At 65.1% G+C, this 18,130-nt stretch carries 25 protein-coding genes; 15 read left to right on the top strand and 10 right to left on the bottom strand.

Annotated elements, in window-relative coordinates; genetic code table 11:
- From BAU06_RS09195 to BAU06_RS26565, 4 genes are read left to right on the top strand one after another with little or no spacing between them, the layout of a single operon-like run.
- Nucleotides 1-1,053, top strand: coding sequence for a PD-(D/E)XK nuclease family protein (locus BAU06_RS09195; protein WP_156770191.1), 1,053 nt, complete (start codon nucleotides 1-3; stop codon nucleotides 1,051-1,053).
- The gene (locus tag BAU06_RS09190) at nucleotides 1,050-2,699 is read left to right on the top strand and encodes a DEAD/DEAH box helicase (protein WP_066347493.1); all 1,650 of its coding nucleotides are present in this window, start codon (nucleotides 1,050-1,052) and stop codon (nucleotides 2,697-2,699) included. The genes BAU06_RS09195 and BAU06_RS09190 overlap by 4 nt, the downstream gene beginning before the upstream one ends.
- Nucleotides 2,684-3,259 (top strand): hypothetical protein, encoded by a 576-nt coding sequence (locus BAU06_RS26570; RefSeq protein ID WP_156770190.1) that lies wholly within the window; start codon nucleotides 2,684-2,686, stop codon nucleotides 3,257-3,259. The genes BAU06_RS09190 and BAU06_RS26570 overlap by 16 nt, the downstream gene beginning before the upstream one ends.
- Nucleotides 3,256-3,450, top strand: a complete 195-nt coding sequence (locus BAU06_RS26565; protein WP_156770189.1) for a hypothetical protein — start codon at nucleotides 3,256-3,258, stop codon at nucleotides 3,448-3,450. Before BAU06_RS26570 ends, BAU06_RS26565 begins: the two co-directional genes overlap by 4 nt.
- Nucleotides 3,451-3,502: 52 nt before the next feature.
- Here the strand turns inward: BAU06_RS26565 and BAU06_RS09180 are convergent, their stop codons facing one another.
- Nucleotides 3,503-3,748, bottom strand: a complete 246-nt coding sequence (locus BAU06_RS09180) for a hypothetical protein (RefSeq protein ID WP_066347486.1) — start codon at nucleotides 3,746-3,748, stop codon at nucleotides 3,503-3,505.
- A gap of 130 nt (nucleotides 3,749-3,878) precedes the next feature.
- On the opposite strand from BAU06_RS09180, the gene BAU06_RS26040 reads away from it, so the two are divergent.
- The 11 genes from BAU06_RS26040 to BAU06_RS09135 are packed head-to-tail and all read left to right on the top strand — an operon-like array spanning nucleotide 3,879 to nucleotide 10,523.
- Nucleotides 3,879-4,775 carry a DNA cytosine methyltransferase gene (locus BAU06_RS26040; RefSeq protein ID WP_082993587.1) on the top strand — a complete coding sequence of 299 codons (897 nt, stop codon included), beginning with the start codon at nucleotides 3,879-3,881 and terminating at the stop codon, nucleotides 4,773-4,775.
- Nucleotides 4,772-5,626 (top strand): DUF551 domain-containing protein, encoded by an 855-nt coding sequence (locus BAU06_RS09175; protein ID WP_066347482.1) that lies wholly within the window; start codon nucleotides 4,772-4,774, stop codon nucleotides 5,624-5,626. Before BAU06_RS26040 ends, BAU06_RS09175 begins: the two co-directional genes overlap by 4 nt.
- Complete coding sequence (locus BAU06_RS09170; RefSeq protein WP_066347477.1) at nucleotides 5,619-5,969, top strand: hypothetical protein; 351 nt, start codon at nucleotides 5,619-5,621, stop codon at nucleotides 5,967-5,969. Before BAU06_RS09175 ends, BAU06_RS09170 begins: the two co-directional genes overlap by 8 nt.
- Nucleotides 5,966-6,418 carry a hypothetical protein gene (locus BAU06_RS09165; RefSeq protein WP_156770188.1) on the top strand — a complete coding sequence of 151 codons (453 nt, stop codon included), beginning with the start codon at nucleotides 5,966-5,968 and terminating at the stop codon, nucleotides 6,416-6,418. Before BAU06_RS09170 ends, BAU06_RS09165 begins: the two co-directional genes overlap by 4 nt.
- Nucleotides 6,415-6,678 (top strand): hypothetical protein, encoded by a 264-nt coding sequence (locus BAU06_RS09160; RefSeq protein WP_066347470.1) that lies wholly within the window; start codon nucleotides 6,415-6,417, stop codon nucleotides 6,676-6,678. Before BAU06_RS09165 ends, BAU06_RS09160 begins: the two co-directional genes overlap by 4 nt.
- A gap of 1 nt (nucleotide 6,679) precedes the next feature.
- Complete coding sequence (locus BAU06_RS09155; RefSeq protein WP_066347468.1) at nucleotides 6,680-8,011, top strand: hypothetical protein; 1,332 nt, start codon at nucleotides 6,680-6,682, stop codon at nucleotides 8,009-8,011.
- Nucleotides 8,004-8,435: a hypothetical protein gene (locus tag BAU06_RS09150; RefSeq protein ID WP_156770187.1), complete on the top strand. Its 432-nt coding sequence runs from the start codon at nucleotides 8,004-8,006 to the stop codon at nucleotides 8,433-8,435. The genes BAU06_RS09155 and BAU06_RS09150 overlap by 8 nt, the downstream gene beginning before the upstream one ends.
- Nucleotides 8,435-8,893: a hypothetical protein gene (locus tag BAU06_RS09145; protein WP_066347463.1), complete on the top strand. Its 459-nt coding sequence runs from the start codon at nucleotides 8,435-8,437 to the stop codon at nucleotides 8,891-8,893. Before BAU06_RS09150 ends, BAU06_RS09145 begins: the two co-directional genes overlap by 1 nt.
- Complete coding sequence (locus BAU06_RS09140; RefSeq protein WP_066347461.1) at nucleotides 8,883-9,395, top strand: hypothetical protein; 513 nt, start codon at nucleotides 8,883-8,885, stop codon at nucleotides 9,393-9,395. The genes BAU06_RS09145 and BAU06_RS09140 overlap by 11 nt, the downstream gene beginning before the upstream one ends.
- Nucleotides 9,392-9,622 carry a DUF4224 domain-containing protein gene (locus tag BAU06_RS26035; RefSeq protein WP_082988087.1) on the top strand — a complete coding sequence of 77 codons (231 nt, stop codon included), beginning with the start codon at nucleotides 9,392-9,394 and terminating at the stop codon, nucleotides 9,620-9,622. The genes BAU06_RS09140 and BAU06_RS26035 overlap by 4 nt, the downstream gene beginning before the upstream one ends.
- A complete protein-coding gene (locus tag BAU06_RS09135; protein WP_231934024.1) occupies nucleotides 9,609-10,523 on the top strand; it encodes a tyrosine-type recombinase/integrase in 915 nt (304 codons plus the stop codon). The genes BAU06_RS26035 and BAU06_RS09135 overlap by 14 nt, the downstream gene beginning before the upstream one ends.
- Before the next feature lie 326 nt (nucleotides 10,524-10,849).
- On the opposite strand, the gene BAU06_RS09130 is transcribed toward BAU06_RS09135, so the two are convergent.
- The 9 genes from BAU06_RS09130 to BAU06_RS09095 form a co-directional block, all read right to left on the bottom strand.
- Nucleotides 10,850-10,981, bottom strand: a complete 132-nt coding sequence (locus BAU06_RS09130) for an entericidin A/B family lipoprotein (protein WP_066347456.1) — start codon at nucleotides 10,979-10,981, stop codon at nucleotides 10,850-10,852.
- 44 nt (nucleotides 10,982-11,025) lie between these two features.
- Nucleotides 11,026-11,721 carry a fumarylacetoacetate hydrolase family protein gene (locus tag BAU06_RS09125; RefSeq protein ID WP_066347454.1) on the bottom strand — a complete coding sequence of 232 codons (696 nt, stop codon included), beginning with the start codon at nucleotides 11,719-11,721 and terminating at the stop codon, nucleotides 11,026-11,028.
- 224 nt (nucleotides 11,722-11,945) lie between these two features.
- The gene (ppa, locus tag BAU06_RS09120; protein WP_066347452.1) at nucleotides 11,946-12,482 is read right to left on the bottom strand and encodes an inorganic diphosphatase; all 537 of its coding nucleotides are present in this window, start codon (nucleotides 12,480-12,482) and stop codon (nucleotides 11,946-11,948) included.
- A gap of 26 nt (nucleotides 12,483-12,508) precedes the next feature.
- Entirely contained in the window at nucleotides 12,509-14,119 is a 1,611-nt protein-coding gene (locus BAU06_RS09115) for a heme biosynthesis HemY N-terminal domain-containing protein (RefSeq protein WP_066347449.1), read from the bottom strand.
- 3 nt (nucleotides 14,120-14,122) lie between these two features.
- The gene (locus BAU06_RS09110) at nucleotides 14,123-15,460 is read right to left on the bottom strand and encodes a uroporphyrinogen-III C-methyltransferase (protein WP_082993586.1); all 1,338 of its coding nucleotides are present in this window, start codon (nucleotides 15,458-15,460) and stop codon (nucleotides 14,123-14,125) included.
- 37 nt (nucleotides 15,461-15,497) lie between these two features.
- On the bottom strand, nucleotides 15,498-16,292 hold the full coding sequence (locus BAU06_RS09105) for a uroporphyrinogen-III synthase (RefSeq protein ID WP_066347442.1): 795 nt from the start codon (nucleotides 16,290-16,292) through the stop codon (nucleotides 15,498-15,500).
- An 18-nt stretch (nucleotides 16,293-16,310) separates the two neighbouring features.
- Nucleotides 16,311-17,243 carry a hydroxymethylbilane synthase gene (gene hemC / locus BAU06_RS09100; protein ID WP_066347438.1) on the bottom strand — a complete coding sequence of 311 codons (933 nt, stop codon included), beginning with the start codon at nucleotides 17,241-17,243 and terminating at the stop codon, nucleotides 16,311-16,313.
- Nucleotides 17,244-17,253: 10 nt separating this feature from the next.
- Nucleotides 17,254-17,376, bottom strand: a complete 123-nt coding sequence (locus BAU06_RS27210; RefSeq protein ID WP_257737729.1) for a hypothetical protein — start codon at nucleotides 17,374-17,376, stop codon at nucleotides 17,254-17,256.
- Nucleotides 17,363-18,082 (bottom strand): TerC family protein, encoded by a 720-nt coding sequence (locus tag BAU06_RS09095; protein WP_066347435.1) that lies wholly within the window; start codon nucleotides 18,080-18,082, stop codon nucleotides 17,363-17,365. Before BAU06_RS09095 ends, BAU06_RS27210 begins: the two co-directional genes overlap by 14 nt.
- Nucleotides 18,083-18,130: the final 48 nt, after the last annotated feature.

Genomic DNA, 18,130 nt, shown 5'->3' with positions numbered 1-18,130 from the left:
ATGGCGGCCATCGAGGATCCTCGCTTTCGCACGGCTCAGGCAATCTATGCCTGGTACGAGCGCAATGCCGACGATGGCCATCGGCCGCACTTGGGGGCCAGCCTGATCGGCCACCCTTGTGCGCGCCATCTCTGGCTCACGTTCCGGTGGGCCTACGGCAAGAAGTTCACCGGCCGGATGCTGCGCCTCTTCGACACCGGTAAGCGGGAAGAGACGCGGATTGTGGCCGAGCTGCGCGCGATCGGCTGCGAAGTCCACGATGCCGAGCCGGACGGCCGGCAGTTTCGCGTCGAAGTCTTCGGTGGCCATTTCTCCGGCAGCCTGGACGCGGCCATTCTGGGGCTTCCTGAATCGCCCGCCACCTGGCACGTCGGCGAGTTCAAGACCCACAACGAGAAGTCCTTCGCGGACCTGAAAAACAACGGCGTGGAGAAGTCCAAACCCATGCACTACGCGCAGATGATGACATACATGGGCCTGACCGGCATGGAACGGGCCTTGTACTTCGCCGTGAACAAAGACACCGACGAGATCTACACCGAGCGCGTCGAGTTTTCCCAGGAGAAGTTCAAGCGGCTAGTCGATCGCGCAGAATCCATCATCTTCGCCGCCAATCCGCCCGCGCGCATCAGCGAGGATCCGTCTTGGTACCAGTGCAAGATGTGCGACCACCACGAGATTTGCCACGGCGCACAGATCGCCGAACCTAACTGCCGTACCTGCGCACATGTGACGCCGGCGCGCGATGGTAGCTGGCAGTGTGAGCGCCACGGTCGGACGTTGGATATCCCAGCGCAGAAGCAGGCCTGCCAGGCGCACCGTTTCATCCCAATCTTGCTGGAACGCGTAGGCGAGCAGGTCGACGCCAGCGAGGAAGAGAACTGGATCCGTTACCGCAATCGGAAGACTGGAGCCACCTTCACCAATGGAACGCCGCCTGCCGGATTCAGCAGCCTGGAGATCCACGCCGCCCAGGATATCGGCGCGCTGGATGACGCCGACGAAACGCTGCACACGCTGCGCGATGCGTTCGGCGGGAGGGTTGTCGCGTGACCTTCGCCCTTCGCAACTATCAATCCACCGCCATCGAGGAATTGCTGGCCTGGTGGGACACTCACCCGGGCCTCGACCAGATCCCGATTGCCGTGCTGCCCACTGGCGCCGGCAAGTCGGTCATCATCGCCGACCTGGTCCGCCAGCTCTTCGCGCTCTGGCCGGAATACCACCCGCGGACGCTCGTCATCGTGCCGTCCAAGGAACTGGCCGAGCAGAACGCCGAGAAGCTCGCCACGGTCCTCCCCGCGCATCTGCGGATTGGCTATTACAGCGCCAGCGTTGGCAAGAAAGACCCGACCGCCGACGTCATCGTCGCCACCATCGGTACGGTGGCCAAGAATGCGCACGTTCTGGGCAATATCTGCTGCGTCCTGGTGGACGAATGCCACCTGATCTCTCCTGATGGCGCCGGCCAGTACCGCGCCTTCCTGACTGACCTGGCGCGCTACTGCCAATTCCGGACGGCGGGCCTCACAGCCACGCCGTTCCGCGGCAACGGTATCTGGCTCACCGACGGTAAGGCGCCGCTTTTCACCGGCATCGCCACCGAGGTTCGGCTGCGCCAGCTGTTGGACGAAGGTTACCTGTCACCCCTGGTTCGCCCGGTGGACGTCCTGGAACAGATCGATGCCAGTGGCGTGGAAGTCTCCAAGGCCACCGGCGATTACGACCTGCACCAGCTGTCGGAGGTGGTGGACGCTTACATCGAGTCCGCTGCACGCCAGTCGGTACGGATTGCCGTGGACAGGAAGAAGTGGATCGCCTTTTGCCCGACAGTCGCCAACGCAGAAAAGCTGGCGCGCGCGCTGAACGGTCTGGGCGTCGTCACGCAGGTTGTCACCGGCGATACGCCCAAGGCGGTGCGCGAAAGCCTGATCGGCCAATTCCGTGCCGGCAAGATTCGGTGCCTGGTGACAGTCCTCGCTCTGGCGACCGGCTTTGATGTGCCGGACGTGGACTGCATCCTGTGGCTGCGGCCGACCAAGTCGCCCGTCCTGTACGTCCAGGGCGCCGGCCGCGGCCTGCGCATCGCGCCCGGCAAGACTGACTGCCTATGGCTGGACTTCTCGGACACGACTGCCCGCCTGGGCCCCATCGACGAGATCCGTGGGCGCGCCAGGCGATCCAGCCAGCCCGGCACGGCGCCCTTCGCTGTCTGCGACGACTGCGGCGCCCAGGTACGGCCCGCCAGCTTGCTGGTGTGCCCGGAATGCGGCTTTGTCATGCGCGAGGAAGAAGCGCCATCCGCGCGGAAGGTCAGCGACGCCGCGGTGCTGGCAAGCCAGGTCAAGCAGAAGATCAACCGCTACGAAATCGATCGCGTCGAGTACGCCAAGCATGAGAAGGCCGGCTCGCCGCCGTCCCTGCGCGTGGAGTATTGGGCCGGTTACCGCTGCGTGGCGCGCGAATGGGTGTGCCTGTCTCACTCCGGTTACGCGCTCGCCAAGGCCCGGTCCTGGTTCTCCGACCGGTCACCCGCCGGCTACAGCCATCTCCCTGGGTCGGTCGACCAAGCACTCGAGTGGATCGATACCGGTTTCGAGTTGCGCCGGCCATCGGCCATCGTCGTCAACGAGACCGCGAAGTTTCCGGAGATTGTCCAGTACGAGTGGATGGAGAAAGAGGCATGTACGGAAAACTAGTCTTCGGAGTTGGTATCTATGAGCCTGGCCCCCATTCGGCGAAGGTGGGCGGCCGTCTTACGCGCCCCTATGTGGCGTGGAAGAACATGCTTTATCGGTGTTGCTCGCACACCGGTCAGGCGCGCAATCTTGCGTATCGCGACGTAGTTGTGGCCCCAGAATTCCTGCGCTTCCAAGCGTTCGCCGATTGGTATGTGCCCAATGAGGTAGCTGGCTGGGATATCGATAAAGATGTTCTTTGCCCAGGCTCAAAAACCTACTCGTCGTCTACGTGCTGCTTCCTACCGCCCGAGCTCAATCGCTTATTCAAGGTCTCTCCGCGCAAAAACCCTGACTTGCCGACTGGGGTCGTTATCAACCAGGGCAAACATATCCAAGCCCAGATCGGCCTTGCTGGTCGTCTCAAGTACTTGGGCCTCTTCAGCACGATCGAAGATGCGAGGAAGGCATATCTGACAGCGAAAAAAGCAGAAATCCGTCGCTTGGTCTCGCTTCACAGGGGCCAATTGACCGACCGCGTTATTGAGGCGATCGATAGGTTTCCGATCGAGACCATATGAATGGAATTCAACTGCAGACGCAAGTGACGGCGCTGCGCGAGATGTTATCGAGGCTTGAGGCAATCCATGTTTCCTGCAAAACCTGCCAGCACTTTCGCAATACCTACTGCGAGCGATTTGAAGATGTTCCGCCTGCCGATGTTGCTGTGGTCGGTTGCGAAGAATGGGAATTTGATGGGGTGCCGTTCTAACCGGCGCCGATCGTACTGCTCCCCGGCCATGAGCCGCAACAGCGGCAAGCCCCTACCGATCGACCAGGGCATCGACGTGGGCGATACCTCGCATCATCCCTTCCCGCAACGCATCATCGGCCGAAGCGAAGGTTTCTGCGGAGCCGTCCACTGTCGTCCATTGGCAGACCAGCGTCCCGGCGGGACCGACGCTTACGCGGACCTCTGCCCAGCATCCAGGGGCTCCGTCGCCCGGCAAGCGCTGATGCAGCCGCACTTCCAAGAAGTATCCGCGGTATTCCATCTCGTAGTGGTTCATGGCAGGGCTCCACTGTTTCACCAATCGTATCCCCGTGGCGTGCGATTGTCACAGATGAGTCGCAACAGCCGCCGCCGGCATCAGAAGCCGGGCCGCGACCTGCCGTTCCCGGGGCAGGAGGATTGAGGGTGTGGCGGCCTACTACAACGAGATCGACCCGTACGCGGCCCAGTGGCTCCGCAACCTCATTGCCGCCGGCCACATCGCGCCGGGCGACGTCGACAAACGCAGCATAGAGGATGTCCATCCCGATGACCTTCGAAGCTATACCCAGTGCCATTTCTTCGCCGGCCTTGGGGCCTGGTCATACGCCCTTCGCCGCGCCGGCTGGCCCGATGATCGACCTGTTTGGACCGGTTCCTGTCCGTGCCAACCTTTCTCCGCGGCAGGCAAAGGAGCTGGGTTTGATGACGAGCGGCACCTCTGGCCGGCCTGGCACCACCTCATCGCGCAGCGCCGCCCTGCAGTCGTCTTTGGAGAACAGGTTGCGAGCAAGGACGCAGACCCTTGGATCGACCTTGTACAAGATGACCTGGAAGCCTTGGGTTACGCCGTCGGGGCGGTCCCGTTCCCGTCTGCGGGCGTCGGTGCGCCGCACATCCGAGACAGGCTCTACTGGGTGGGTGTCGCCGCAAGCAGCCGACGCGAACGGCGCGGGCCTCAATCAGCACACAGCGTCCCTCTGCGCTCAGACGCGCCAGCAGCTGGCGGGGTGGAACACGCCGCGTGCCACAGACGGGAGCAACGGGGGCCCGAATCAAGCGGGCGGCGCCTTGAGCGCCGATGCGAGCCAAACGAACTGGTCATCGTCGATGCGGACACTGGCACCGCAGCCGGCCCGGTTAACGGCCCATGGTCAGCTGCTGACTGGCTCTTCTGCCGAGATGGGAAGTGGCGGCCAGTTGAACCCGGCACATTCCCGCTGGCTCATGGGGCTGCCAGCCGCGTGGGACGACTGCGCGCCTACGGCAACGCGATCAACGCCTTCCAGGCGCAAATCTTCATCGAAGCGAGCATGACACCATGACCACCCAAGACCATACCGCAGCCCTGCGCGAGCGATTCGGCTTTTGGATCAAATCCACCGAAACCACGCGCGTAATTCACTGGAATGGCGGTGGCTGCCGTCCCTCTAGCGCAGTCGAGAACGCGCTTTGGGATGCCCTCGCCCAGCCCCAGCAGCCCAAGATCGACGTAGAGCACCTAATCCGCACCGTCCTTCCTGGTGGGTATATCTGCGATCCGCAGGCAGTCGCGGATGATCTGCGGCGGTACTTCGATGCGTGGGAAGAGCCCAAAGCAATCGCCTGGAAGACCACGCACAAGTCGGTATGCCCTCCCATCACCGAGGACAAGGCTATCGCTGATGCATGGCGGGAAGCTGGGTATCCGGTTGTGGAGCTATTCGGCCAGCCCCAGCAGCCGGCCGGGTGGAAGCCTATCGAGACGGCGCCGAAGGATGGCAGCGAAGTGCTGCTTTGGCTCGGCGCACCCTGGTCCAAAGTCGAGAAAGCCCGCTGGTATGCCCCGTGGTCGAACTGGCAATGCGGAACGATCCCGGCCGATCCAGTTCGAGAGGAATGCCACGGCATCGGGCAAGCCATCCCTACCCACTGGATGCCCCTCCCTACCCCTCCTGGCGCCCACCCATCGCAGCAGGAGGACGCAGAAGTGGGTGAGCGCGTGCGCGATGCCATAGCGGCAGCGCTGGGGGATGCCTACGACTGCCTCCGCGTCTGGGAAGCGTGGAGCGTTGGCACGATGGGGCCGGACGATTTCTCCCTGATTACGGACGACGAGGATCGCCTGGAGGAAATCACGGACGCGGCTATCGCCGCCATGTCGGATAGCGCTGGGGAGGGCGGGAAGAATGGCTAAGCGCGACTATCCGCTCCGTTTCCAATGCGCGCACCCCGATTGCCGCGAGAGCGTGACCTACCGCTTTTCGACGATACGCGACCTGCGCGGGTCCCACGAATTTAAGTGGTACAGCGGCGGCAAATGGAAGTGCTCACGCCATGATAAGCCGAACGAGGTTCTTGGCCTCGACAACTTGGAGACGCGATACGAATGCGTGTCCCGGGAGGAATCGCACGGCCGTTACTGGGGCAACTTCGGTTTCATGTTCGGGCCTGGCTTCAAGGCTTGGCCGAAGGACTTCCCCGCAGGGACCAAGATCATCGTGACGGCACGCATCGAACTTCCACCGGAGGACGCATGAACACCCCCGCTGACAAGCCAGACCTGCCGGAATGCACATGCCCAGCCAAGGATATGCCGTTCGGCCGGTGCTGCAAAACAACGCCCGTTCAGACGCCCATTGCCGTGGTCGGATCGGTCTACACACTGCACTGGGCTGGCGCCGGCCCTATCGCCCCACTCATCGAGCGGTACGGAATCAAGGTTGGCGACGGTCTGTACTGCGCACGGCAAGTACAGCAGCTACTCGCCGACGAGCGGCGCATGTTCACGGAAATTCTCAGGCGCCGCGGCAAGAGCGTATTGCCCCAAGCGCTCATGGAGGCACGCATCCGCGCCGACGAGCGGCGCAAGACGCTGGAGTTTGCAGCCGCATCCATCGACGAAATCGACGACGGCGCAGCGCCCGAATACCGAGCCTGCCAGGAGCATATCCGTTCGAAGATCAACCGCAAGGAGCCGACGAAGTGACGAACGATGAAATTTTGGATATAGCCGAGGGCATTGATGGCGGTCACCACTTCTATGCCGCCGTAGCGGACGAGCTTCTAATCGACTTCGCCCGCGCCATCATCGCCCAGGCCCGCGCCGAGCTGATCACGGAGATGGTGCCGGTGGCGAAGGTCGTTTCAACCGTAGACGCAGACGGCGATGCCAGCCTCCGTGCCGCCTGGCTTGGCACACCGCCGGAGCGCGGGGTGCTGCTGGCTGTAATACCCAACAAGGACTGACATGACGAATCAACCGAACGAAATCTGGCTGTCCTGGGAGGATAGCGCCGGCTATGGATACTGGGACACCCGGGACGAGGCTGAACTGAATAGCGCGGAAGACTTCCACCCCGTGCGATTCGTGCCTGCCGCCAGCGAGGCCGATCCAATCCTTTACCAGCACAGTGACGGCCGCTACGGCCTCTCGCTCACGGGGCAGCCCGGTACGTTCACCGCGGGCGATCCCGAATGGTATCGCGTGCCGCTGGATGTCGTGGAGCCTGCCGCCAGCGAGGCCGGGGCGGTGCCGCCGGCGAAAACGCCAGAATTCGCCGAAACCATCGACTACTGCAACGGCTGGAACGCTTGCCGCGCCGCGATGTTGGCGCCTGCCCCTGCCGCGCAGCCCGAGAAGCAGCATGTGCCGGACATGTTGGCCGAACTGGGATTGAACCAGCACGCGCAGCCCGAGAACCAAGCGGCGCAGACAAGCGAGGTTGATGCACTGCGGGCCGCGCAAGCCGACGCCGTAATGCCGCTGATCGGCCCATTGCTGGACGCCTGGGAAGGGCTGCCCAACGACTTGGCCGGCGAAGATGATCTTTCCGAGCTGAAACGGCACGTTGCGGCGATCAATCACGCCATGCTGAACGCCGCCCCGCCCGCACCCAGTCAGCAAGCCGGGGCGGATGCGGACTACCCGCCAGAAATCTGGAAGGAGGACGCACCGGCTGCGCAGAGTTGCCCTACGGACGTATGCCAAGCCGCCAAGCGGGACGGCGTTCTGTGCGCCAACGATGAATGCGATATCGCCACCGGCGTTCGCGCACCGGCTGCGCCTGTTTTGCGCACGGCGAAGCCCGGCGAAATCGGCCTACAAGAAAAGCGGCTACCGAATGGAGAATACATCCTTGAAGCCGCACCGGCTGCGCAGGGCGATGAGCGGGCGGCGTTTGAGGCAGCATTCACGCGCGCTCACGCGTATCCGGAAGCCGCCGATCAAACGACATTCCGTAAGGGCTGGCAGGCTGGCATCCAATACGCCCTATCTCGCCAGCCGTCCGCCCCGGCGAGTGCGGCGATAGCTGCGCCCGAATGGCGCGGCCTGAGTGTCGAGGAGTGCGCGCGCTTCGTTGACGATATCTGCAACTACGGAACCAGCTTCGTTTCGCCGCTTTTTGCAGTGGTTGAAAGCATCGAAAAGCGGCTGCGCGAGTTGAACAGCGCCGCCCTTGCCGCCGCCAAGCCTGCGAATAGCGGAACTGGATTCAACGTCGAAGGGACTGGCCGCCAATGGCATGGAAGCAGTGACAAAATTGCCGACGCCAAGCCGGAAGGGGGTAGCGATGAGTGAAGACATGCGCGAAGCGCTGGAATTGATACGCGACTTCCCGGAATCGGTGCCCGGTGCTTTGCAGGCCATCAAGGCAATGGCGCGAGTGACGCTATCAGGGCAGCCAGCGGCGCAGCAGGACGCGCCGACGGATGACATGCGGGTCCTCTACATTGCAGGCACGATATGCCAGCACCTCGATACTGCGCTGGACCAGTCGCGCGTCATGGCTGCTGCCCGCGATATCGCCCGCTACGCCCCCGCCCAGGACGCCGAGCGGGAGAGGCAGCAGGGCGGAGGCGATGCTGAGCCAGATTACGCAGACCTGCTCAGGCAGGCTGCTGAGTACACCCGCCATCCTGACTACGACTGGCACTTGGACTTTGCGCGCCAAGTCACTGCTGCGCTTGCGGCCCGCGCCCAGCGTGCCGAAGGGGATGCGTGATGGCCCTCCCCTACAGCACCGCCACCAGCGGCGAGAAAGCCCTGGGAGAAATCCAGAAACTGCTGCGCGCCTTCGGCTGCAACAAGTTCGGCAGCATGGTCGACGACGCGGCCGGCGAGCTGCTGGTGCAGTTCGAATATCGCGGACGCATGGTCAGCGTGAAAGCGTCCACGAAGGGCTACGCCGCTGCGTGGTTGAAGGAGAATCCCTGGAGCGCGCGCCGCGCCGGCACGCGGGCGCAGCATGAGAAGAAGGCCATGGACATCGCCAGCGTGGCCGTCTACAGCATCCTGCGCGACTGGATCAAAGGCCAGATCATGGCCATCGAGACGGGAATCCTGTCGTTCGAAGGCGCGTTCCTGGGGCAGATCATGCTGCCCAGTGGGAAGACGGTTCTGGAGCACGCGCAACAGGGCAACCTGCTGCCGGCGCCGCAAGGAGATGGCGATGGACGATAGGACACTGCTGGAGCTGGCGGCGAAGGCAGCAGGCGGCCAGGACTGGGAATGGTGGACTTCGAACTCGTATCGGCGCCTGACTTTCAAGCGAGGCCGAGACGGTGGTGCGCTGCACGCGTTCAAGAATCCCGCTGACGGCTGGCCTGATGTGAGCATGGCGCCCGGCGTGCAGGAGTTCATCGAGCGCGCCAGCCCCAAGACCATTCTCGGGCTGCTGGAACGAATCGCAGAACTGGAGGTGGCGTTGAGGCCGTTCGCGGAAGAACTCAAGCGCTGGGACGGCATCGGCTGCTGGGATGCCATGACCGTCGGGAAGATGATCGATGAAGGCGAGGACGACATGCTTGTCACGTTCGCCGACCTTCGCCGCGCCGCGGCCGTGTTGAAAGGTGGACCCACCCAGGCCGCGGCACAGGCTGCGCCAGTCTCCGGCCAGGAAGGGCTGGTCCACGGCGGATCGGTGGCAGCCGGCGGCGCCCGGGTTCCTAGGGAGGCCCCATGATCACCCTGACCCCCGAGGAAATCACCGAATTGACGCACCGGTCGCGGAAAGGGGCACAATGTGACGCCCTGAAGCAGCTGGGCATTCCCTTCAAGATCCGGCCGGATGGCACCCCAGTAGTGCTGCGCGCCGCCATGGAAGCCGCATTGGGCTATGCGAACAAGAACCAAGGACCGACACCTCCCTCCGTGCGTATACCGCAAGCACGGCGCCTTGTGGCTCGTTAAGAAGGGAAAATGGCAGCGCCTGGGCCCGGAAAGTGACCTGCACGGCGCCCTCCAGGAGTACGCCCGCCTGGTCGCCGCGCCGACCGACGGCATGGTCGCCCTCATCGACAAGGCGCTGCCGGCAGTCACGGAGCGCCGCGCCCCCGCGACCGTCAAGCAGTACCAATACTGCGCCCAACTGCTCAAGGAGGTGTTCGCCGACTTCCGGCCGGAGCAGGTCAGGCACGGCGATATCGTCCAGATGATGGACGGATTCAAGGACCGGCAGGCTATCGCCAATCGCATGTTGACCGTCCTGCGCTTGGTCTTCCGCTGGGCCCTGGACCGGGAGCTGGTGCAGGCCGATCCGACCGTCAGCGTCCAGCGCTTCAAGCAGACCGCGCGCGAGCGGCTTATCTCGGACCGGGAGTTCGCTGCCATCTACCAGCATGCCGCCCCCTGGCTGCAGTGCGTCATGGACCTCTGCTACCTGACCGGCCAGCGGATCGGCGACGTGCTGAAGATCGAGCGGGGCCACCTTCAGGAGGAAGGCGTCTTCATCGAGCAGCAGAAGACCGGGAAGAAGCTGATCGTCGGTTGGACGCCCGAGCTGCGGGAAGCGGTGGAGCGAGCCAAGAAGACCGTCGGGCAGGTGCAGGCCATGACCTACATCCTCGCCGGCCGCCGCGGGCGCCTACGGGCCCATACGAACGTCTGGCGGGCATTCAAGTTGGCCGCCGAGAAGGCCGGCGTCGAGAATGTAACCCTGCACGACCTGCGCGCCATGGCGGGCACCGAGGCCGAGCGCCAGGGCATCGACCCCACCGCTCTGCTCGGCCACACCGACCGGCGAACGACCAGAATCTACCTGCGCGACAAGAGCGCCAAGGTCGTGGCCAGCCCCCGGAAAAAGGCTGGATAGGCATCCAGTTTTGGACAGACGGTTTTAGACACCGATTGGATTTTTAGACACCACCACACCGCAAAGCCAATAAATACGCGGGTCTCCAGAACCGGCATGTACTCCGTCATGCCCTGGCCAAGCTGGCGCCGACGATGTTGATGCATGGATGCCTCCGTGGAACAGGTAGGCCTCCAGTGTGGGCGGCGCCGGCGCCCGCGCCTATTCGTAGATGCCGAGCTGGATGGAAATGTCACGCGGGGCCGGGCCGATGGCCAAGGCGGCCCGCGCAAAAACAAAACGCCGCCCGAAGGCGGCGTCATGGCCATGAACGGCAAGAGGCGTTTTTATTTTTCCGCGGCGTTGGTGATGGCGTTGCCCGCGCGCTGCAAATCCTTGCCGGCACCGGCCACCGTATTGCAGCCCGCCAGGACCATCGCAAAGACAACCAACGTCGTCAGCATCATCTTCGAGCGCATCGTCAGCTCTCCTTCATTTGACCGTGCCAGTCGTGGCACCGACCTTAAACCACCTGGACGCGCAATTCGCCCAGGCCCGCGACACCTCCCACCATCAGGTCGTTCTTGACGACCGCGCCCACGCCTTCAGGCGTGCCGGTGAAAATCAGGTCGCCCGGCTGCAGCTCGAACAGGCCGGACAGATAGGCGATGCTTTCGGGAATATTCCAGATCAGCTCGCTGATGTTGCTGCCTTGCTTGCGCGTGCCGTTCACATCCAGCCAGATGTCGGCTTTTTCCATGATGCCCGTCTTGGCCACCGGATGGATGGGGCCGAGCGGCGCGGATTGATCGAAGGCCTTGCCCACTTCCCAGGGGCGTCCCAGCTTCTTGGCCTCGCCTTGCAGATCGCGGCGCGTCATGTCCAGGCCCAGGGCATAGCCCCAGATATGCTCGTTGGCCTTCTCGACCGGAATGTCTTTGCCGCCCTTGCCGATCGCGACCACCAGTTCCATCTCGTAGTGCAGGTTCGAGGTCTTGGACGGATACGGCATCTTCCCCGTTTCGCCATCGCGCACGGCGATGATGGCGTCGGCCGGCTTGCAGAAGAAGAAGGGATCCTCACGGCCGGTGAAACCCATTTCCTTGGCGTGCTCCGCGTAATTGCGGCCCACGCAATACACGCGGCGAACCGGGAACAAGGCGGCGCTGCCCACGACCGGGACGGCCATGGTGGGCTGAGGGGGCAAAACATAGTCCATGCTGTTGACCTCGTTGGAGACGCGACCGGACGACCGGTGCGGAAATAATCATGCGCGAGTGTAATCGTTTCGGCAGCCTTGGGCAGCAAGTGCTTACCCAGCCATTCGGGCTGCATCTCCCTGGCGCTCGATCCCTTTCAGGCTGCCGACAGGTCGGCGGCCGGCCCCCGCCAAAAAAAAGGCCGGCAGATGCCGGCCCGCGGACTTCGTCGCGACGTGGACGTTTACTTGCCACCCTTCGCATGGCGTTCGGCGCTGCGCGTGATTTCCTCGTGCGCGGCATCGACGCCCTTCCATCCCTTTACCTTGACCCACTTGCCCTTTTCCAGGTCCTTGTAGTGTTCGAAAAAGTGCTGGATCCGGCCGATGTCCTCTTCCGGAAGATCCTGGTAGGACTTGATGTGGCGATACGGCGGATAGAGCTTGTCCACCGGCACCGCCAGCAGCTTCGCATCGCCGCCCGACTCGTCATCCATTTCCAGCACGCCCAGCGCGCGGCAGCGGATCACCGAACCGATCTGGATGGGAAAAGGCGTGACGACCAGCACGTCCGCCGGATCGCCGTCCTCGGACAGCGTCTGGGGGATGTAGCCGTAGTTGCAGGGGTAATGCATGGCGGTCAGCATGAAGCGATCGACGAATACGGCGCCCGTATCCTTGTCGACCTCGTACTTCACGGGATCCGCGTTCATGGGGATTTCGATGATGACGTTGAATTCATCCGGCAGCTTGGAGCCGGGAGGGACGCGATCGAGACTCATGGTTCAACCTTCAGGATGGAAAAGAATCAGGACTTGCCGGATCCGCCGGTCTTGGGCGGAAAGCCGGTGTCGGGATGGTCGCGCTGCGTGGTCGATGAAGCGGGCGGGACGGCGGGCTCCGGCTCTTCGTCGCCCAGGCCCGCCACGGGGATAGGCGCGCTGTCGAAATAGTCTTCGAGATCGGCCGCAGACTCGGCGGGCGTGGATGCCGGCGCGGGCGACGAGGGGGCCGGTTCGGCCAGCAGCGGTTCGGCACGGCCGCGCGCATCGGGCTCGAGCACGTAGTCGGCCGCGGGCGGCGCCGCGGGCACGGGGTCGTGCACATAGGTGCTGGCGGGCGCCGGGGCTTCCGCGGCATCCGAGAGAAAACCGCTTTCCGGGTCGACGCGGGACGGATCCGCGTGCATGTCGGCGGCAGGCAAGGCCTCGTCGGCGGCAAGCACGGGCAAGGCGATACCGGCCGCCGTGGCCAACCGCCAGTGCCGCACGGCATCGTCCTGGCGGTCCAGGCGGTCGTAGAGGCTGCCCAGCAGCGCATGCGTGCGGGCGTCGGCGCGGCGGTCGACAGCACGCCGCAGATAGCGTTCCGCCTGGCCCCACAATTGCCCCGTCAGGCACAACATGCCCAGGGCACACAGCACATCCGGATCGGTAGGCCGCTGCTGCAGCCATTTTTCCGCGCGTTCCAGGCGCCGCGGCACCTGGGCTGCGTCGCAGCGCGAATAGGCATTGAGCAGCCGCGGATCGAAGCCCTGCGCGATGGCGGCTTCGAGCACGCGCGCCGCCTCGTCGGATTCCCCCGAGGCTTCGAACGCCGCGGCGCCGGCCAGCGCGATATCGGGCAATAGCCGCTCTTCGGCCTTGAGGTCCTTCCAGATATTGCGCCACTGGCCCTCGTCCAGCGCACCGCGCAAGCGCGCCGCGCCGGACACCCCGATGATGCGCACGGCCTCTTCGCGAGGCATCGCGCCACGCCGCAACAGCCCGCGCGCCAGCACGAAGACGCGCTCGTGGTGTCCCAGGGCGCGCTCCGCGCGCAGCAGCAGCCGCAAGGTATGCAGATGCCGCGCGCCGCCATCCTGCAGGGGCGCCAGCACTTCCAGCGCCCGGGTGGGTTGACCCTGTTCCAGCAGCAGGTCGGCGGTAACGGTGGCGACGGCCTCGATCAGGCCCGGCTCGCTGCCGGCGGCTTCCCGGGCGCGGTCCAGCATGAGGTCGCGGCGCACGAATTCGCCCAGGCCCTGGGCCGCGCGGGCGGCCGACAAGGCGGCCAGCACACGGCGGTTACGCGCCTTGGTTTGATCCAGCAATTTGGCGAGGTCTTTCTCGGCATGGGCGTAACGGCCTTCGAGCAGGCCGATCCAGCCGCGTTCCAGCAGTTCGTGATCGCGCGCCTGCGCGCGGCGCCCGCGCCACGCCCGCATGCGATCCGGAATGGCCAGCAGCCATGCCAGCACGCGCAGTCCGACATAGATCGCCACGAACAGCGCGATCAGCAACAGTACCGCCAGGGTCAGCGAAAGCTCCACGCGGAACGGCGAGACCAGCAGCACGACATTGCCGGGATGGGCCCGCAGCAGGACGGCCACGGCCACCGCGACCACCGCGAGCAAAAGCGTCCAGAACCAGGTGCGCATCGTTCAGTCCCGTCCTTTGACGGTACTCGCGCGATCGGCGCGCAGCGCCGCGACGGCGCTCAGGCTGTCGGACAGGTCCGGCACCGGCGTCGCCACCTGGACCTGCGATAGTTCGCGCGCCAGCGCGAGCGCCGCCAGGGTATCGGGAGAACGCCGGTCGTAATACGTGTCGAGGGTGCGCATGACGGTGTCCAGCTCGCTCTTCCAGATGGCAGGCTGTCGCATCAGCAGCGCGAGCTGTACGGTCAACAAACGCTGCCGCAAGGTGGAGCGCAACTGCTCGGCCTGCTCGGTGGAAAGCAACAGTGCCGCGGGTTCATCCACGCGCTGGATCCGCACGAGGTCGCCCAGTTCGTGCGACAGGGCATCGCCGGCACGGCCGGGCCAGGAGGCGATTTCGGCGCGCCAGCGCTGCCACCATGCGGCATCGGCCGGCACGTTGGCCGGACCGGGCGCCGTCGCGCCGGGCGCCGTCGCGCCGGGGGCCGCTGCGCCGCCGGTATGGTCCGGCGCCTTGGCGGCCGCCGCCGGATCGGTGCCAGACTGGCCGGCTGCCGGCGGATTGGCGCCCGGCTGGCCGGCGGCGGACTGCTCGGCGCGACCGGCGGCGCCATCGGCCTGGGCGACCCGGGCATCGGGCACCAGCAAGGGTGCCTTGCCGACCAGGCCGACCAGGCGCTCGATACGGCCGGCCTGGACCGGAATATCGATGGTGCGGACCGCGCGCAAGCGGTCCAGGTCGCCATTGATCGTCTGCTGCAGGCTGGCATAACGCGGCCGGCCCGCGCGCGCCAGGCGGGACTGCGCCGTTTCCATGGCGACGATGGCGTTGCTGACGTTGCCGCCCAGGCGCAGTTGTTGATCGGCGATGGTCAACAGGCGTTCAACGTCGTTGATCAGCACGTCGTCACTGACGTTGTCATTGAAGTCCTGCCAGGCCTGTTCCAGCGCGGTGTACTGGCTTTGTGTTTCCTGCAGGGTGGACTCCAGCGCCGCGACCTTGTCGCTCTGCACCTGGGCCAGCGCCAGTGCCTGGCGTGCCTCGGTGCGGGCCTGCCCCAAGGCGCTGTTGAGCGTGTCCAGCCGGGTGGCGACCTCGCGGCCCGCGGCCAGGAATTGCTGGCGCTGCATCCACAGCGCGGCGACCAGGACCAGCGCCAGCAGGACGACGACCACCAGCGTGGCCACCAGGGGAGAGGCGCCGCCCTTGCGGCCCGCGCCCGGCGAAAACTGACCCGGCGCGGCGCTCTTGGCGCCGGATGACTTGATCTCGGCCGATGCCGGACTGCTGGAGGCGACCGGCGCCGAGGCCGGATCGGAGGCTGGAATCTTTTCTGTCATGGGGCGATTGTATTCGGTACGAATGCGAAACGATGACTCAACCGGAAACAAAAGCATCAAAGATGGCATCGTCGGCGGGCGCGCATAGCCGCACCGCTTCCGCCTCCCGGCCAGCCGGCAATTCCAGCGGCTGCACCAGGCGCGGATGGGTCACGACGAAGCCGCAGGCCCCCCACCACTGCACCGATGCCGCCCGTTCCACGTTCGCGCGCACGGCATGGATGCTGGCGGCGCTGGTGAGCAGCCATGTGGGATGGTGGCCCTCCCGCGTCCAGGCTTGCAGCTGCGCCAGAACCGCGGCGTCCCAGTCCGCCGCCACGCGATGGTAGACCGCGTGCAGGTGAACCTGGGCGCCATGGTCGCGCAGCCGTTCGGCGAGCCAGTCGCGCCCTTCGGTACCCCGTACCAGCAGCACCCGGCGCGGAATCGGTCCGCGCATGGCGAGCAGCTCCCACAAGGCCTCGGAATCATGCCTGGGCGCGTCCGCGCCGGGATGCAGGACCAGACCGGGCGCCTCCAGGCCGCCGCGGTCGCGCAGGCGGGCCGCCGTACCGGGCCCTACCGCCGCCGCGACGCAGGAAGACGGCCACTGCGACTGCCCTATCGCCCGCAACTGGTCGAGGTACTGGGCCGCGGCATTGCCGCTGACGAATACCGCCAGATCGAAATTCCCCGGCAGGGGAATTTCGGCTGCCACGCACGACAAGGGTTCGATGCACAAGGCCGGCCAGGCGTGCACGCGCCAGCCGGCCTCCTGCAGGCGGGCCGCCAGGCCGTCATTGCGCCCGGCGGGACGGGTCAGGATGGCGGTCGGCGTCTCGCGGGATGTCACGCGCGCTCCGGAGACGGCTCAAGGGGATGCCAGGTCGGCCAGGATGGCATCGGCGCCCTTGTCCAGGAGTTCCCTGGCGGCGGCGGCACCTATGCGCTCGGCCTGCGCCGCCGGGCCGGAAGCCTCGGCGTGCACGACCTGCCGTCCATCCACGGACGCCACCAGCGCGCGCAATCGCAGCACATCGCCGTCGATCGTGGCATACGCCGCCAGCGGAACCTGGCAGGAACCGCCCAGCACCCGCGACACCGTCCGTTCGGCGGTCACGCAGGCAGTGGTGCGCGCCGAAGCGAGCGGCGCGAGCCATTCGCGCACATCGTGGCGGTCGGCGCGGATTTCTATGCCCAATGCACCCTGGCCTGCCGCGGGCAGGCTGGACTCGGGCTGCAGGATGGACCGGATGCGGCCGCCAAGACCCAGGCGCTCCAGCCCCACGACGGCCAGCACGATGGCGTCGTAGCCGCCGGCGTCCAGCTTGGCCAGCCGCGTATCCAGATTGCCGCGCAGGGGCTGCACGACCAACTTCGGATAGCGCGCGCGTATCTGCGACTCGCGCCGCAGGCTGGACGTCCCCACCACCGCCCCATCCGGCAGGTCTTGCAAACCGGCATAGCGATTGGAGACGAATGCGTCGCGTGGATCCGCGCGCTCCAGCATGGCGCACAATTCGAACGGCGCCTGCAGGTCGATGGGCACATCCTTCAGGGAGTGCACGGCCAGATCGGCGCGGCCATCCAGCAGCGCGTTCTCCAGCTCTTTCACGAACAGCCCTTTACCGCCCACTTTGGAAAGCGTGCGATCCAGGATCTGATCGCCACGCGTGGTGAGCGTCAGGAGCTCGACGGTACAGGAGGGATAAAGCGCCTGCAGCCGGCCGCGCACATGCTCGGCCTGCCACAGCGCCAACCGGCTTGCCCGGGTGGCGATCGTCAAACGACCAGGTTGGGACACAGCGGCGCGCTCAGCTGAAGTGGGCGGCCGCCACGGTCACGATGACACCCAGCACGGCAAGGATGAACAGGCCTTGGAGCAGGCTCAGGCCTGTTTCGGATTGCTGGGTTTTACCGGTTTTACGCAGACTCATGCAGTGATTCCTTGGAGACGACTTTGCGGCTTGCCAGCCACCGTCCCAAGAGAACGACCAGCAGCGCGCCGACGATTTCAGCGCCCAATTTAACCATAGCCGGCTGCGGCCCGAATTGACTTTCGACAACTACGTCCGTGACGATCATGCCGCCCGCGATCCAGCCCAGCAGTCCCGCGCCGAAGGTGACCACCAGCGGATAGCGGTCGATCAGCTTGAGCACCAGCGTGGAGCCCCAGATGATGATGGGCACGCTGACCAGCAGGCCGAACACGACCAGGCCGATCTGGTGATTGGGATCGGCGTTCTGCGCGGCGCCGGCGATGGCGATGACGTTGTCCAGGCTCATGACGAAATCGGCCACGATGATGGTCTTGACGGCCGAGGCGATGGACGCCCCGCCCTGGATCTTGTCGTGGCCATCGTGTTCGGGGAGCAGCAGCTTGACGCCGATCCACAGCAGCAACAGCCCGCCGACGACCTTCAGGAACGGGATGTTCAGCAGCGTCAGGGCAAAGGCGATCAGCACGACGCGCAGCAGGATGGCGCCAGCCGTACCCCACAGGATGCCCTGCATGCGTTGCTTGGGCGCAAGATTGCGGCAAGCCAGCGCAATGACCACCGCGTTATCGCCACCCAGCAGGATGTCGATCAGGATGATTTGGAAAACGGCCGCCCAACTGAGCGTCTGGAAGAATTCAAGCACGTCACAACCCCCACAACATGGTTTTGAATGCAGCCGATTTGAGCAAAT

Source organism: Bordetella bronchialis, assembly GCF_001676705.1.
Classification (GTDB): domain Bacteria; phylum Pseudomonadota; class Gammaproteobacteria; order Burkholderiales; family Burkholderiaceae_B; genus Bordetella_C; species Bordetella_C bronchialis.
Note: the sequence above shows the minus strand (reverse complement) of the source record. Positions and strands in the feature narration are given on the sequence as shown.